General features: G+C 39.4%; 13 protein-coding genes and 3 pseudogenes. 5 read left to right on the forward strand and 11 right to left on the reverse strand.

Annotation, left to right across the window (positions count from 1 at the left end; genetic code table 11):
• Window positions 1-5 precede the first annotated feature (5 nt).
• The 11 genes and pseudogenes from bamA to rpsB form a co-directional block, all read right to left on the reverse strand.
• Window positions 6-2,480: pseudogene (bamA, locus tag GNP35_RS03015) on the reverse strand (outer membrane protein assembly factor BamA).
• Between the two features lie 40 nt (window positions 2,481-2,520).
• Window positions 2,521-3,866 (reverse strand): annotated as a pseudogene (gene rseP, locus GNP35_RS03020) (RIP metalloprotease RseP).
• Window positions 3,859-4,514: pseudogene (locus GNP35_RS16455) on the reverse strand (hypothetical protein). Before GNP35_RS16455 ends, rseP begins: the two co-directional pseudogenes overlap by 8 nt.
• Complete coding sequence (locus GNP35_RS16460; RefSeq protein WP_414153664.1) at window positions 4,508-5,047, reverse strand: hypothetical protein; 540 nt, start codon at window positions 5,045-5,047, stop codon at window positions 4,508-4,510. Before GNP35_RS16460 ends, GNP35_RS16455 begins: the two are co-directional and overlap by 7 nt.
• A gap of 9 nt (window positions 5,048-5,056) precedes the next feature.
• Window positions 5,057-5,311 (reverse strand): phosphatidate cytidylyltransferase, encoded by a 255-nt coding sequence (locus tag GNP35_RS03030; RefSeq protein WP_196492398.1) that lies wholly within the window; start codon window positions 5,309-5,311, stop codon window positions 5,057-5,059.
• The gene (locus GNP35_RS03035) at window positions 5,280-5,924 is read right to left on the reverse strand and encodes a phosphatidate cytidylyltransferase (protein ID WP_155694382.1); all 645 of its coding nucleotides are present in this window, start codon (window positions 5,922-5,924) and stop codon (window positions 5,280-5,282) included. Before GNP35_RS03035 ends, GNP35_RS03030 begins: the two co-directional genes overlap by 32 nt.
• A gap of 15 nt (window positions 5,925-5,939) precedes the next feature.
• On the reverse strand, window positions 5,940-6,710 hold the full coding sequence (gene uppS, locus GNP35_RS03040) for a polyprenyl diphosphate synthase (protein ID WP_155694384.1): 771 nt from the start codon (window positions 6,708-6,710) through the stop codon (window positions 5,940-5,942).
• 78 nt (window positions 6,711-6,788) lie between these two features.
• Window positions 6,789-7,310 (reverse strand): ribosome recycling factor, encoded by a 522-nt coding sequence (gene frr / locus GNP35_RS03045; RefSeq protein WP_155694386.1) that lies wholly within the window; start codon window positions 7,308-7,310, stop codon window positions 6,789-6,791.
• Between the two features lie 60 nt (window positions 7,311-7,370).
• Window positions 7,371-8,099 (reverse strand): UMP kinase, encoded by a 729-nt coding sequence (gene pyrH / locus GNP35_RS03050; RefSeq protein WP_155694388.1) that lies wholly within the window; start codon window positions 8,097-8,099, stop codon window positions 7,371-7,373.
• A gap of 136 nt (window positions 8,100-8,235) precedes the next feature.
• Window positions 8,236-9,087: a translation elongation factor Ts gene (tsf, locus tag GNP35_RS03055; RefSeq protein ID WP_155694390.1), complete on the reverse strand. Its 852-nt coding sequence runs from the start codon at window positions 9,085-9,087 to the stop codon at window positions 8,236-8,238.
• Between the two features lie 149 nt (window positions 9,088-9,236).
• Entirely contained in the window at window positions 9,237-9,959 is a 723-nt protein-coding gene (gene rpsB, locus GNP35_RS03060) for a 30S ribosomal protein S2 (protein ID WP_155694392.1), read from the reverse strand.
• Window positions 9,960-10,290: 331 nt separating this feature from the next.
• Between rpsB and map the strand changes: the two genes are divergently transcribed.
• The 5 genes from map to GNP35_RS03085 all read left to right on the forward strand — a co-directional run bounded on the left by map (window position 10,291) and on the right by GNP35_RS03085 (window position 15,648).
• Window positions 10,291-11,082 (forward strand): type I methionyl aminopeptidase, encoded by a 792-nt coding sequence (map, locus tag GNP35_RS03065; protein ID WP_155694394.1) that lies wholly within the window; start codon window positions 10,291-10,293, stop codon window positions 11,080-11,082.
• An 81-nt stretch (window positions 11,083-11,163) separates the two neighbouring features.
• Window positions 11,164-13,779, forward strand: coding sequence for a [protein-PII] uridylyltransferase (gene glnD, locus GNP35_RS03070; protein WP_330997677.1), 2,616 nt, complete (start codon window positions 11,164-11,166; stop codon window positions 13,777-13,779).
• Window positions 13,780-13,792: 13 nt separating this feature from the next.
• Window positions 13,793-14,620 (forward strand): 2,3,4,5-tetrahydropyridine-2,6-dicarboxylate N-succinyltransferase, encoded by an 828-nt coding sequence (gene dapD / locus GNP35_RS03075; RefSeq protein WP_155694396.1) that lies wholly within the window; start codon window positions 13,793-13,795, stop codon window positions 14,618-14,620.
• Window positions 14,621-14,726: 106 nt separating this feature from the next.
• Window positions 14,727-14,948 (forward strand): DUF3820 family protein, encoded by a 222-nt coding sequence (locus tag GNP35_RS03080; protein ID WP_155694398.1) that lies wholly within the window; start codon window positions 14,727-14,729, stop codon window positions 14,946-14,948.
• A 319-nt stretch (window positions 14,949-15,267) separates the two neighbouring features.
• On the forward strand, window positions 15,268-15,648 hold the full coding sequence (locus GNP35_RS03085; protein ID WP_155694400.1) for a hypothetical protein: 381 nt from the start codon (window positions 15,268-15,270) through the stop codon (window positions 15,646-15,648).
• Window positions 15,649-15,669: the final 21 nt, after the last annotated feature.

Raw genomic sequence — 15,669 nt, forward strand, 5'->3', positions numbered from 1 at the left:
TTTTCCTAAAAGGTAGTTCCGATATTAAAACTAAATACTTCATGTTCATCTTCTTCGTATTCTTTTAACGGTCTTGACCAAGTGAATACCAATGGTCCCATTGGTGATAACCACTGAAGACTTACACCTGCAGATACACGATAACGACCCGCATCAGAATAATCAACTATCTTTGAGCGTTGAATCTCTGATAAATTGTCATAATCACTTAAATCAAACTCCGTATCCCATACATTACCTGCATCAACAAATACAGACGTACGTACAGAATTTGAGAACTCTTCAGGTAGCAGAGGTGTTGGTGTTATTAATTCAATCCCACCGAATACTGAGGCATTACCGCCCGTTGCTCGTAGAGTTGTCGCTATTAAATCCGAATCAGCGCCTAAGAAAATATCATCCGTTCCACCAAATCCGTTAGGCGAAACCTACCAAAGATTGTGCTTCGCGCTGTATACCTCTCGGACCGATTGTATTACTTTCAAAGCCGCGTAGATCATTTGAACGTTGCTGCATGTTTTCCCAGAATGGAAGCATTTGATCACTGCCATTTAAGGTTCCGTAACCATTACCATAGTTTGCTTCAAAACGTGTCAGTAGTGTCCATTTGTGATCGTTTGACAATGGAAAATAAAACTTCGAATCAAAGTTAAACTTAAAGTATTCAACATCAGAGCCCGGTACTGATACTTTAAAACCATAATATTGGCTTGAACCGTCAGAAGGAAATACACCTCTATTTAGAGTATTTCTACTCCAACCAATATTCGCCTCAACACTTTCAAAATCATATTTAGCGTCCGGGTTACTTGGATCAATAAACGCTTCAGCAAATCTCTTAATCTGGTCATATGGCTGTAAAGAAGAAATTTCAATGTCCTTGAACGCAACACCAACACTAACACGGTTATTTTCCATTACTGGCCAGCTTAATGTAGGACCGATACTTACTGTTTTTCTTGAATAAGTTACCAAGTTTACTTTAGAGGCGTCGTAGTTACTGTAGGCAATTTGTCCACCAAGTGCTACACCATCGTCTGTAAAGTAGTTATCGGTATAGTTAAGTGAAATTGTTTGCTGGGCTTTCCATGTGTTTAAGCCAATTCCGATAGAGTTACCAGTACCCAAGAAGTTTTCTTGCTGTATTGATGTGTTAAACGCTAAACCTGTATAGTCTCCGTAAGAAATACCAGCCTGGAATGCACCAGAAGCTTGCTCTTTTACTTTAAATACTACGTCTACCTGATCATCTTCACCTGGCAATTCGACCGTCGAGAAATCAACACTTTCAATGTACTTAAGACGCTGAATTAGTGTTTTAGACATTTCTAATAGGTTATTTGAGAGCGTTGAGCCTTCAAACTGACGCAGCTCTCTACGTAATACTTCATCGGATGTCCCGAAGTTTCCGACAAACTTTATTCTACGGACATAAACACGTTTGCCTGGTGAAACAGAAATTGTTAGTGCCACTTCTTTAGTTTCATCGTTTGCATCTGGAATTGTCTGGACTTTAGCATTTGCATAGCCAAAGCGGCCTAAATACTTTGTTATCAACTCTTCGGTGTAAGTTACAACTTCACCGTTATAATATCACCAATTTGAATTGGTATGATTTTTTTAATAAAGTCTTCTTGACCTAATAAGTCACCTATCAACTCAAATTCAGTAACCGTGTACGGGTAGCCTTCATCAACATTCAGCGTGATGTATACAGATTCTTTGTCTGGCGCAACTGATACTTGAGTAGAATCCAAGTTGTACTTCAAGTAGCCCTTTTCTAGATAATAATCACGAATAGTTTCCATATCACCTTGAAGAGCTTGTTTCTGGTAACGGTCGTTATCCATAAACTGCCACCAAGATAAATTTTGTTTACTTTCAATTCTTTCTAATAGTTCTTCATCAGGAAATATTTCATTACCTACAACGTTAATTTGCTTTATCGATGCTGCATCACCTTCATCAAAATCAAACTCTAGTTTTACTCGGTTTCTAGGTAAATACGTTACTTTTGATTTAATAGCAGCATTGTACTTACCAACACTATGGTAAAAGTCCATTAAACCAGACTCTACAGTATCCAATATAGTTTTATCTAAAGCCTCACCAACTCGAATGTTGCTGTCATTTAAACTCTGTTGTAACTGTTCATCTTTAATGTCGCTGTTGCCGTCAAACTCAATGGAGCTGATAGTTGGACGCTCTGCTACTTTGAAAATAATGGTATTGCCTTCTCTATAGGCTTCAATATTTGCAAAGAACCCAGAAGAATAGAGTTTTTTGATTGATTGAGAAACGTAATATTCTGAGATTTGATCGCCCACGTTAAAAGGAACGTGAGTCAATGCAGCACCGAGTGCAACACGCTGTAGGCCATTGACTTGAATATCTTCAATGACAAAGTTTTCTTCATTGGCATCAGACAACCAACTCGCACTTACTAAAAAAATACCAATTAAGACTTGTTTCATTATTATTTTAATTCCAATACAACTACTACTGTCCGTTTATAACGCACTACAAACGTCCAAAATCATTAAATAAGGCGATTCCCATAATCATGAACAGTGCAATAGCACCGAACCGGAATCCCATTTCCTGTACCCTATCAGAGACAGGCTTGCCTCTAATAAGTTCAATAATAAAATACATTAGGTGTCCACCATCCAACACTGGTAAAGGCAAAAGGTTTACAACACCTAAATTGACACTAATTAGCGCCATAAAACTTATAAAATATACAAAACCGCTTTGCGCACTAATCCCAGCGCCCTGGGCAATAGCTATAGGACCACTTAGATTTTCTAGACCAATAGCACCAGTTACAAACTTCCAATCATATTAAACGTGAGCTTTATTAAATCCCAAGTTTTAATAAAAGACTGATTGATAGCGGGCAAAATAGCATATTGATTAGTAAATACATAGTCTTTTGGCCACTCTTCAAATTTTGGTGCAACCCCTAGATAGCCTTGTGAAAATCCTTCCTGCGTAGGTCTGTTTGCTGGCCTTACAGTAAGAGTTTGTATACTGCCAGCGCGTAGCACCTTGGCTTCAATTGCTTTATCTGCTGAATCAGTGATAATTTCTACGGCTTGTGACCATGACTCAAGTTCAATTTCGCCAAAAGCAACGAGCAAATCGTCAACTAAAAAGCCTGCGGCTTTTGCAGGTCCTTTTTCATCAATGTAATTTAAACTCAGAGTTGGTTCTGGTGAAAAAGGCGTAAAACCAAGAGAAGAGAACAGCTCGCCATCTTCTACTTTCCATTGAGCGGTTTTTACGTTAATTGAGAGTTCTTTGTCATTTCGCATTACTGACATTGGAATAGTAGAATTTCCAATTTGATCTATTAGTTTATATTGCACTGAAGACCAATCATTAACACTGTTTTCATCTATTTTGATAATGAGATCGTTTGTTTGAAGTCCCGCTTTAGCTGCTGCAGAGTTTTCTTGAACATCACCTATGACTGGCTTTAAAGCTGGTACTCCAATTAGTAACATGACAAATATTAATACTACTGCAAATATAAAGTTCGCTAATGGGCCTGCAGCAACAATCGAAATTCGTCTAAGCACGTGTTTTTGATCAAATGAAACCGACTTCTTATGATCAGGCACGTCGTCTACTCGACCATCAAGCATTCTGACGTATCCACCCAGTGGTATTAGACCAATTACATATTCAGTTCCGTTTTTACCAATCCAAGAATAAATAGGCTTACCAAAGCCAATAGCAAAACGAAGTACTTCTACGCCATTTTTACGAGCAACCCAGTAGTGCCCATATTCATGAACAATACTAAGATTCCTAAGGCGACTAAAAAGCTCACTACGTTTATTAATATGTCCATTAAACATTTATCCCTTCAGAGATTTTTTCAAACGCTAATTGTCTGGTTTGACTATCTAATAATAAAATGTCATCGATAGACTTAGGCTTGTTGCCACCTACTTGTTCTAAACACCATTCGTTCAGTTTTGCGATGTCTGTAAATGATATTTGTCTTTGTAAAAAAGCTTCAACTGCAATTCATTGCTCGCATTTAGCACGGTTGTCGCTCCTTGTCCTAACTTAGAGGCTTCAAGAGCGAGTCGTAAATTAGGGAAGCGCTCAAAGTCTGGCTCACAAAACGTGAAGCTCGCTAACTTTGTAAAATCTAAAGGCTCAACTCCAGATGCTATTCTATGTGGGTAAGCTAACGAATGCGCTATAGGAGTACGCATATCAGGTTGTCCCATCTGAGCTAAGACTGACCCGTCTGAATAGGACACCATGGAATGAATAATACTCTGAGGATGCACAACTACCTTTATTTGTTCAAAGGACGCATTGAACAATAGGCGAGCTTCAACAAACTCTAATCCTTTGTTCATCATAGTTGCTGAATCAACTGATATTTTTGCCCCCATACTCCAGTTAGGGTGGGCAACTGCGAGTTCTGGTGTAATACAATCAAACTCGTCGATTGGTCTATTTAAAAACGGACCACCTGAGCCCGTTAACAAAATTTGTTCGACCCTGACGCTTTTAAATCACCGCCTTGTTGGACTTCAAGCGGTAAGGATTGAAAAATAGCGTTGTGCTCACTATCTACAGGTAACAATTCTGCGTTGTGCTCTTTAACAGCGTCTAAAAATAGCTGTCCGCTCATTACCAACGCTTCTTTATTTGCTAAACAAATTCGTTTACCCGATTTAGCCGCTGCCATCGTAGGAACTAATCCTGCACCGCCTACAATCGCTGCCATTACGATATCGACACGATCATCGCTAGCAACATCAACAAGGCCTTGCTGCCCGCTCTTAACGACCGTAGACAAGCCTAACTTGTTAAACTCATCTTGCAACACCTGTGCGGCCTTTTCGTTCGCCATTACGGCGAAGGTAGGACGATAGGTTTGGCAAATTTTTACCATACCTTCAACGTTGGTATTACCTGTGACAGCAAATAAGGAATAACTTGATAAATGGCGAGACATAACATCTATCGTAGATAAACCGATAGAGCCTGTCGCGCCTAAAATAGTGATGGATTGCATCAGAACAACTTACAGGTAGAAGTGGCTAAAAAACACTAAGAACACAGGCATTGCTGCGGTCAGAGAATCTATTCTATCTAGTAAACCACCATGGCCAGGAAGGATGTTGCCACTGTCTTTTATACCAGCGTCGCGCTTAAGCATACTTTCACTCAAATCACCGAATGCAGAAACAACACCAATAACAATGCAGCAAGCTGTTAAAGCTAACCAATTTGCAAAGTCTATTTCGTTATTCCAAAGTACAATTAATGTTAGGACCACAACAGCGAAACATACCGCCCAAAAAGCCTTCAATGGTTTTTCCTGGACTTACATTTGGCATTAACTTGTGGCTACCAAACTTTTTACCCGCAAAATAGGCGCCAATATCCGCCGACCAAACAATACTGAATACAAATAGCGCTAACCAAGCACCGCTGTCTTTATCAAGTAAGTAGTGATATTCGCGAATAGTAAGAAGGGCTAACCAAGCAGGAACAAGTGTTAAATATCCAAATACAGCTTTTACCACAGGCTGGTGTTGCCATACTCGATTTCCACGTGGGTAAATCAAAACTAAAATTGAACTAATTGTCCACCAGACACAGGCAAGAACCATTATTAAGTAGTTATTTTCGGTTAGTTGCCCTGTGAATGTCCATAATGAAAAGTCCAAGAAGCCCGCGTATAAAGCGATGCCCGCTACAACTGAACCTACAGCATAAAGTAACTGGTACTTAAGCTTAGAAATTTCCGCAAATTTACTCCACTCATAAGCGCCGTAACCAAAAACAGCCAGTGATGCCCATGCAAACCAATCAAATGGCATGGTGAATAATGCTGACAATAAAATTGCAGCTAAAATAACTGCGGTAATAATACGTTGTTTTAACAAACTAATTTCCCAATTTTAAATTTCGTTCTGTTTTATTTGCTCGCCAGTCAGCCCGAAGCGACGTTCGGTGCCGGCAAAGGCTTCAACCGCTTGTGCAAAGCTAAGCTCATCGAAGTCTGGCCAATATACAGAGGTAAAATGGAGTTCGGCGTACGCCAACTGCCATAATAAGAAGTTACTTATGCGAGACTCGCCGCCAGTGCGCACTAACAAATCGAGTTCAGGCTGATCAGCCAAACACATGTATTTGCCAAGCAAAGTCTCGTCAATGTCATTTGCGTCTAATTTACCTGACTGAACATCATTGGCAATACTTTTTGTTGCATTAGCAATATCCCAACGACCACCATAATTGGCAGCGACATTAAGGGTAAGTCCGGTATTAGCTTCTGTCATTTGATGTGCAGAAATGACTTTCTTTTGAATTTTGTCACTAAAAGCAGAAATATCGCCCACTATTTTAAGGCGAACATTATTCTTATGAAGCGTATTTACTTCTCGAGTCAATACCAGCATAAACAATTCCATCAGTCCACTGACTTCATCTTCTGGTCTTTTCCAATTTTCACTCGAAAAAGCAAATAACGTTAGAGATTTAACACCTACTTTTCGGGCAAAACGAACTGTTTCTCGAACGGCATCAACGCCCTTCTTGTGCCCATATACTCTAGGCATTCCTTTCTGTTGCGCCCAACGTCCATTGCCATCCATAATAATACCAACATGCTGCGGTATTGAAGATGAATAGTGTTCTAGAACTTGATCTACAACGTTACTTTTTGCCATTTTATAACCTACATGATAATAAAAACGCCGTGAGCTCGAACTGCAACGGCGTTTTTACTTAACTTATTGAGATATGGATTATATTTCCATTAACTCTTTTTCTTTTGTTGCTATCATCGCATCAATTACTTTCATTTTTGCGTCAGTCAACTTTTGAATTTCGTCTTCTGATTGGCGAGCTTCATCTTCAGAAATATCTTTGTCTTTTAATAATGATTTAATATCACCATTAGCGTCACGACGAATGTTACGAACCGCTACACGCCCGCTTTCAACTTCGCCTTTAACAACTTTAACTAAATCACGACGACGCTCTTCAGTAAGTGGAGGAAGTGGAATACGAATTACCGTGCCAGCTGACATAGGGTTTAAACCTAAGTCAGACTTCATGATTGCCTTTTCAACCGCTTGAGACAAAGATTTGTCAAAAACAGTTAGAGAAAGCGTACGGTTGTCTTCTATTGTTACATTCGCTACTTGATTAAGTGGCGTATCTGCACCGTAATAAGAAACCTGAATACCATCAAGCAGGCTTGGGTGTGCACGGCCTGTACGAATTTTATTTAGTTGAGACTGAAGCGACTCAATACTTTTGTCCATGCGAATGGCTGCATCTTTTGAATTTCATCTAACACAGTAAATATCCTTCGATTAATTCTATTATTTGTCTAATTTAGTAACAATTGTGCCTTCATCTTCGCCCATAATGACACGCTTCAACGCGCCAGGCTTGTTCATATTGAACACACAAATAGGAATGTTGTGGTCTCTAGCTAGAGTAAATGCCGCTAGGTCCATGACTTTTAATTCTTTTTCAATTACATCTTGGTAATCAAGTTCTCGGTACAATGTTGCTTCTGGATCTTTAACCGGGTCAGCAGAGTAAACACCATCTACTTTTGTTGCTTTAAGAACAACATCAGCTTCAATTTCAATACCACGTAAACAAGCAGCTGAATCAGTAGTAAAAAATGGGTTGCCCGTACCAGCAGAGAAAATCACAACTCGACCGCTTTTAAGTAAACTAATACCTTCGGCCCAAGAGTAATCGTCACAAACACCTTTTAATGGAATGGCAGACATTAAACGAGCGTTTACATGCGCTCTGTGCAAAGCGTCACGCATTGCAAGGCCATTCATAACCGTCGCTAGCATTCCCATATGGTCGCCAACAACACGATTCATACCGGCTTCAGCTAATGGTGCACCACGAAAGATGTTTCCGCCGCCTAAAACGACACCAACTTGGATATCTTGCTCAACTAGCTCTTTAATTTCTTGAGCCATGCGGTCTAAAACTTTTGGGTCAATCCCAAAACCTTCATCGCCTACTAAGGCTTCCCCGCTAAGTTTCAATAAGATGCGTCTATAAACTGGCTTTGTGCTCATTAAGGCTCCCGATAAGATTTAACAGAGGTGCAAATTGCGGCGTATTCTATGTCAAAACGAGAGAATTTACAAAACAAAAAAACCGTAACAGGTTGCCCCATTACGGTTTTTGTTTAGCTGTTAAGCGCTTATGGAATTAAGCGTTTTTAGCAGCTTCGATTTGTGCAGCAACTTCAGCAGCAAAATCTTCTTCTTTTTTCTCGATGCCTTCGCCAACTTCTAAACGTACGAAAGAAGTAACTGATGCGCCTTTTTCTTTAAGAATTTCGCCAACAGACTTTTTAGGTTCCATGATGAATGCTTGACCAGTAAGAGAGATCTCACCAGTAAATTTCTTCATACGACCAGTAACCATTTTTTCTGCGATTTCAGCTGGCTTGCCTTCGTTCATCGCGATTTCAATTTGGATACGCTTTTCGTTTTCAACAACATCAGCAGGAACGTCAGTTGGATTAACGAATTCTGGCTTGCTTGCTGCAACGTGCATTGCAACGTGCTTAAGAGTCTCTGCAGAACCTTCACCGGCAACAACAACACCAATTTTCTCACCGTGACGGTAAGAAGCTAAAGCAGCACCTTGAACGTACTGAAGACGACGAACATTCATGTTCTCACCAATTTTAGCAACTAAAGCAACACGCTCTTCTTCGAACTTTTCTTTAAGTACGTCGATAGTTGTTACTTCAGCAATCGCTGCGTCAGCAACTTTGTTAGCAAATGCTAAGAAGCTTGCATCTTTAGCAACGAAGTCTGTTTGACAGTTAACTTCAACTAAAACAGCAACACCGTTGTTTTCTTTGATGATGATCGTACCTTCAGCAGCAATGTTACCGGCTTTTTTAGCCGCTTTTGCTTGACCGTTTTTACGCATGTTTTCGATCGCTAAATCGATATCACCGTTAGTTTCAGTTAGGGCTTTTTTACAGTCCATCATGCCCGCGCCAGTGCGGTCACGAAGTTCTTTAACTAATGCAGCAGTTACTGCCATGGTCTTGTCCTCTAATTTGTATGATTATCGCTTGTCAGCATAAATGCTTTATAGCGCTAATTTATATAATTTGGAAAAGGGGCCATAAGTATGACCCCTAAAATTGTTGTAATGATTAAATCGGGATTAACGATTTATTACAGCAATTATTATTCAGCTTCTACAAAATCTTCAGCTTGAACTTCGATGTTGTTAGAACGACCTTCTTTAATCGTTGCAGCAACAGATGAAGTGTATAACTGAATAGCGCGGATAGCGTCATCGTTACCAGGAACAACGTAGTCGATGTTATCTGGGTTCGAGTTTGTATCAACAACAGCAACAACAGGAATACCTAGGTTGTTTGCTTCAGCGATTGCAATGTGCTCGTTGTCTGCATCAATGATGAAGATAACGTCAGGCAATCCGCCCATGTTTTTGATACCGCCAAGGCTCTTTTCAAGCTTTTCCATCTCACGAGTACGCATCAAAGCTTCTTTTTTAGTAAGCTTTTCAAAAGTACCGTCGTCAGATTGTGCTTCCAAGTCTTTTAAACGCTTGATTGATTGACGAACTGTTTTCCAGTTAGTCAACATACCACCTAACCAACGGTGATTTACGTAGAATTGGTCGCTAGCAATTGCCGCTTCTTTGATCGCTTCGCTTGCAGCACGCTTTGTACCAACAAATAAAACTTTACCTTTACGCGCAGAAACAGACTTGATGAAATCAAGTGCTTCGTTGAACATAGGAACAGTATTTTCTAAGTTGATGATATGAACTTTGTTACGAGCGCCGAAAATGAAAGGTTTCATTTTAGGGTTCCAGTAACGAGTTTGGTGACCAAAGTGTACGCCAGCTTGTAGCATGTCACGCATAGATACGTTTGCCATTTTTATAATCCTCTATTGGGGTTAGGCCTCCATATATCCCATTCCAATCCGACCGCTTCATTTTTCAATGATTTGGCACCCCGGAGAATGTGTCGATATATGTGTGTTATTTAAATTAAAGTTAAGTGTTGTTTCTTGATTTAAGAAGACAACATTCTTACTAATACAAAAATGTTTTAAGGAAACCTGAAAAAACCTTTGTAAAAATAAGGCGCGCTTTATACCATAATAGACCAGTGAAACACAACAAAATCACTCAAAAATTGCTCATTTTTTGACATTTTTGCCGATATCAATGGTTTTGTGACTAATAACATCTTGAGAGGGTCATATGGGCGCGGTAATAAAAACACCAGAACAAATAGAAAAAATGCGAGTTGCTGGTCGACTGGCTGCTGAAGTTTTAGAAATGATTGGTCCACACGTTAAACCGGGTGTTACCACTGACGAATTAAACACACTTTGTCATAACTACATTGTAGATGTTCAAGGGTGTATTCCTGCGCCGCTAAACTATGGACAACCTCCATTTCCTAAGTCTGTATGTACTTCAATTAACCACGTAATTTGTCACGGTATTCCTGATGACAAACCTTTAAAAGAAGGTGACTGTGTCAATATTGACGTGACTGTTATTAAAGATGGTTTTCATGGTGATACTTCAAAAATGTTTTTTGTAGGCCAACCTACAATCATGGCAGAGCGTTTAGCTAAAGTAACTCAAGAATGTTTATACAAGGCCATTGAGTTAGTAAAGCCTGGTTGTCGTTTAGGTGACATTGGCTCAGTTATTCAAAAGCACGCTGAAGGCCATTCATACTCAGTAGTTCGTGACTTTTGTGGTCACGGTATTGGTGAAGGCTTCCACGAAGAGCCACAAATTGTTCATTATGGCCGCCCTGGCACAGGTGAAGAATTAAAAGAAGGTATGTGTTTCACTATTGAACCTATGATTAATGCTGGCACACACAAACTTAAAATATTGCCAGATCAATGGACTGCAGTTACGAAAGATAGAAAGCTATCTGCACAATGGGAACACACGCTTTTAGTAACCTCCAATGGGGTTGAAGTGTTAACGCTTCGTTCTGATGAAGATTTCCCAAGAACGATAGAACACTAAAACTAAACAGGAGCGATTATCGCTCCTTTTTTAATGCTGTACATTCGCCATCAATAATAACAATTCGAGGCTGAAAACAACGTGAAATCAAAAATCCCAAGTCATTTACTTGCCCCTTTACCTTTGCCTTTTGACATGCCGATTTATAAGCAAAGGCTAAATGATTTTTCAACATGGAGCAAAGAGCATTTTAATCTAATATCGGTTAGAAAATTAGTACAAGCTCGAGCGACTTTTGTTGATTTTATGTTGTTAAATATTTGGCAGCACTGTGGGTTAAATGATGAAGCTGACGTCACTCTTCTTGCTGTTGGTGGTTATGGTAGAGGCGAGTTACACCCAGAGTCCGACATTGATTTGTTAGTGCTTACAAACTCAAAATTAACAAATGGTGCCAGTGAAAAAATATCCCAATTTTTGACACTACTTTGGGATTTTAAATTTGACGTAGGCCACTCAGTACGAACCATTGCAGAGTCAATTTCTTGTGCTAGTGAAGACATTACGATTGCCACAAATTTAATGGAAAGACGGCTGTTATGCGGCAACAAACTGAACTTTGATACGTTAGAAACAAGTTTAGCTGAATCAAATTTCATGACGAGCAAAGAGTTTTATTTAGCAAAGAGAGACGAACAAGAACGTAGACACAAACGTTACTTTTCAACCTCTTATAATCTAGAGCCAAACCTTAAAGCTAACCCAGGTTGTTTACGTGATTTACAAACCATTTCATGGGTTGCGAAAAAGCACTTTAATACTCAACACATTACCGACTTAGTAAAAGAACAATATTTGCTACAAGACGAATATCAAGAAATGTTAGAGTGCCAAGATTTTTTATGGCAAATGCGTTTTGCTTTGCACCTAGTAGCTAATCGAAATGAAAATAGACTGTTATTTGATTACCAACCTCTGGTTGCCGAAACCATGGGCTTTGGTAAAGATGGCAAAGCAGCTGTTGAAAGAATGATGAAACGGTTCTTTCGTGTTGCTAGGCGTGTTACCGAACTAAATACCATGTTATTGCAGCGTTTCAACTCTGCGATTCTGGGTACTAAAGAGCAAACCATTATTATTGATGATGACTTTGCTATGCACGGTAGTTCGTTACTTATACGCCACAATGATGCATTTTTCTATCGCGCTAATATCATTAAAATGTTCATACACATAGCCGACAACCCGCACATTAAAACACTGCATTCAGATACAATCCGATTGCTACGCAGAGTTCGCAGAAGGCTCATGGGCGATCTACATGACTTAGAAAAATGTCGTTCTATGTTTATGACATTTCTTCGTCACCCTAATGCCTTAGGTCATGCATTTACAATAATGGTTAAGCACAGTGTTTTAGCTTACTACATGCCAAACTGGCGACACATTGTCGGCCAAATGCAGTTTGACCTATTCCATGCTTACACAGTAGACGAACATACACACAGGCTCATAAAGAACATTCATCGTTATTCTTTGGCAAAATATAAAGATGAGTTTCCTTTATGCAGCGAAATTTACAAGCGATTAGATAAGCCTGAACTGTTGACACTCGCAGGCATATTCCACGATATCGGAAAAGGTCGAGGTGGTGATCATTCGAAGCTAGGCGCAATAGATGCAACCAACTTTGGTACTCTTCATGGCTTACCAACATCAGACAAAAAGCTTGTTAGCTGGTTAGTGGACAATCACCTACTTATGTCTATTACCGCACAAAAGAACGATATTTATGACCCAGGTGTTATCGCTGACTTCGCGAAAAAAATTAAAGACGAAACTCGATTAGACAACCTATATTGTTTAACAGTGGCAGATGTTAGAGCAACAAACTCAAACTTATGGAATGAATGGAAGAATACGCTTTTATCAGACTTATATTTAGCAACCAGACGAGCATTAAGACAAGGCTTAGAAAACGCTAAAGACATGAGAGAAACAGCTGCCTCGAACAAAGAACAAGCGCTTTCATTGCTAGACGCACTAAATCTAGACTTAGAAAGGGCTGCACAAATATGGAAGCAATTCCGTACTGTGTATTTTACAAGGCACAGCCCACAACAATTGGCATGGCATACTGAACATTTGTTATCGCACAAAAATCGAACTAAAAAGCCTTTGGTATGGCTAAGTAATCAGTCGGTTAGAGGCGGGACACAAGTATTTGTTTATGCAAAAGATCAGGCTGGTTTGTTCGCTAATATTGTTTCGGTTTTCCACAATAAAAACGTTAACGTTGTGGACGCACATATTATGAACACCAAAGATGGGTATTTAATTGATACATTCATCGTGTTGGATCATGACAATACGGTTATAGACTCTCAAAGTCGTCGAGATGACATTAAACAAACTATTGAACAAGTCCTCACCGGTGAAGTCTCGATTAAGCGAGCTCAGAAACGAGTACCAAGACAAATCAAGCAATTCTCGATGCCGCTACGCGTTAAATTTATGGACGCAAAAAGCAACAAACGTGACATGATGGAGTTTACAGCGCTAGACACGCCAGGATTGCTCGCTAAAATAGCCACAGTATTTAGCGAAATGAACATATTGCTGTACTCAGCAAAAATTTCTACAAACGGTGAAAAAGCAGAAGATATATTTAAGATATCAACCTCTGACAGAGAAAGATTAGACGAACATCAAAAGCAAGCTTTAGTAGAGGCGTTGCAAGCTGAGATTAATGACTGAATAAAGGAAAATTATGAGCACGTTACAACAAGTTATTGAAAATGCATTTGAGCAAAGAGACAGTATTACACCAAGTACTGTGAGTGCAGAGATTAAATCGGCCGTTGAAGAAGCATTACAAATGTTAGATCAAGGTAAGGCCCGTGTTGCCGAGAAAGTTGCTGGCGAATGGGTTGTTCACCAATGGCTAAAAAAAGCGGTTTTATTATCATTCAGAATAAAAGATAACGAAATTCATGATGGAGGCGAAACTAAGTACTGGGACAAAGTAGACAGTAAATTTGCTAACTACACAGAGCAAGACTTTAGAGAACAAGGTATGCGAGTTGTTCCTCCTGCAGCAGTTCGTAAAGGCGCCTTTATTGGTAAAAATGTAGTTCTGATGCCTTCGTATACAAACATCGGCGCTTTTGTTGATGAAGGAACAATGGTTGATACTTGGGCTACTGTAGGCTCATGTGCACAAATTGGTAAAAACGTACACCTTTCTGGTGGCGTTGGTATTGGTGGAGTACTAGAACCGCTTCAAGCTAACCCTACTATTATTGAAGACAACTGTTTTATTGGCGCTCGCTCTGAAGTCGTTGAAGGCGTTATCGTTGAAGAAGGTGCAGTACTTTCGATGGGCGTATACATTAGCCAATCTACTCGCATCTATGATCGAGAAACTGGTGAAATAACTTATGGTCGAGTACCTGCTGGCGCGGTAGTTGTTCCAGGCTCATTACCTTCTAAAGATGGTTCTCACACTTTGTATGCAGCTATTATTGTGAAAAAAGTAGATGCTCAAACTCGTGCTAAAGTTGGCGTTAATGCCCTTCTTAGAGGCATCGACGAGTAGCGTTCTAGAAACTCAAGGAGCTATTATTTAGCTCCCTGAGTTAGTCGTCAATAAACACGATAATTACTAGCTTTCTAAATAAAAACCATTCATAAGCGGTATTCTTATGCTCGATAACCCAGAAGTACTAAAACAAGCCGTAAATACTATTATGCCGTTTGGCAAGCACGCGGGTAGAAAGTTAATTGACTTGCCTGAGCCCTATCTAGTTTGGTTTTACCAACAAGGGTTTCCAGAAAACAAGCTTGGTCAACAATTAGCCTTAATGTACGAAGTTAAATTAAATGGATTAGAATCGGTACTAAAACCGTTAAAAACTCCCTATTAACATTTTGTAATACTTTTTTTAAACTTTTTATTTCACCTTCATATTCTGTTCACAACTCCATGCTAAAGCCCAACAGGTATACCTTTTAGAACAGAAAATAATTCCCCAAAAACGCAACTCAGCCCGCTTTTCAGTGCACCTATCTGACTTTCGAGAAAAATTTTTCTACATTTTCTATATAAAACAAGCTAGGGTCTATTTCTACATTTTAAACAAGCGCTCCATTGAAGAGAGTGTAAAGTGTGGTCTCAGGACAAAGGAATGCATCTAACAATCTTGTGAAGCGCAACGCGACACAGAACATGAAAAGAGAAGATAGATGACAAATAATAACAAAAAATTAGTACCAACTATGTCTGTACTTGCTTTAGCAACAGCGGCATCGTTAACCATGGGTGCAGCAACCGCTGCTAACCTTCAAGAAGTTGAAGAAAAACAATATACCGGCAAACATGCCGACTTTGCAGAATGGAAAGCTAAACAACGCCAATTGATTTTGGAAGATCAAACTGACCAATTTATTATTGAATATTTGGAAAATGTTGATACCAAAAAAGAAGCAAAAAAGCTCGCTAAGCGATTACGAAAAATGCTTAAAAAGTCTGGCGTAAAGCACAAAGGTAAACTTAAAAACAAAAAGCATATCTTTAAACTAGCTCAAAAATTGGCAGTAAAGAGCGTAAAGCCTTTCTTAATTTAATTCGCAAAGATAAAAATATTA

It is taken from the genome of Psychrosphaera haliotis (assembly GCF_009728465.1).
GTDB classification, from domain to species: Bacteria; Pseudomonadota; Gammaproteobacteria; order Enterobacterales; family Alteromonadaceae; genus Psychrosphaera; species Psychrosphaera haliotis.

Excerpts from the sequence above, each read along its gene's own strand:
- GNP35_RS16460 (WP_414153664.1), bottom strand. The coding sequence starts at position 5,047 with ATGCAATCCATCACTATTTTAGGCGCGACAGGCTCTATCGGTTTATCT.
- uppS (WP_155694384.1), bottom strand. The coding sequence starts at position 6,710 with ATGGCAAAAAGTAACGTTGTAGATCAAGTTCTAGAACACTATTCATCT.
- frr (WP_155694386.1), bottom strand. The coding sequence starts at position 7,310 with ATGGACAAAAGTATTGAGTCGCTTCAGTCTCAACTAAATAAAATTCGT.
- pyrH (WP_155694388.1), bottom strand. The coding sequence starts at position 8,099 with ATGAGCACAAAGCCAGTTTATAGACGCATCTTATTGAAACTTAGCGGG.
- tsf (WP_155694390.1), bottom strand. The coding sequence starts at position 9,087 with ATGGCAGTAACTGCTGCATTAGTTAAAGAACTTCGTGACCGCACTGGC.
- rpsB (WP_155694392.1), bottom strand. The coding sequence starts at position 9,959 with ATGGCAAACGTATCTATGCGTGACATGCTACAAGCTGGCGTACACTTT.
- map (WP_155694394.1), top strand. The coding sequence starts at position 10,291 with ATGGGCGCGGTAATAAAAACACCAGAACAAATAGAAAAAATGCGAGTT.
- dapD (WP_155694396.1), top strand. The coding sequence starts at position 13,793 with ATGAGCACGTTACAACAAGTTATTGAAAATGCATTTGAGCAAAGAGAC.
- GNP35_RS03080 (WP_155694398.1), top strand. The coding sequence starts at position 14,727 with ATGCTCGATAACCCAGAAGTACTAAAACAAGCCGTAAATACTATTATG.
- GNP35_RS03085 (WP_155694400.1), top strand. The coding sequence starts at position 15,268 with ATGACAAATAATAACAAAAAATTAGTACCAACTATGTCTGTACTTGCT.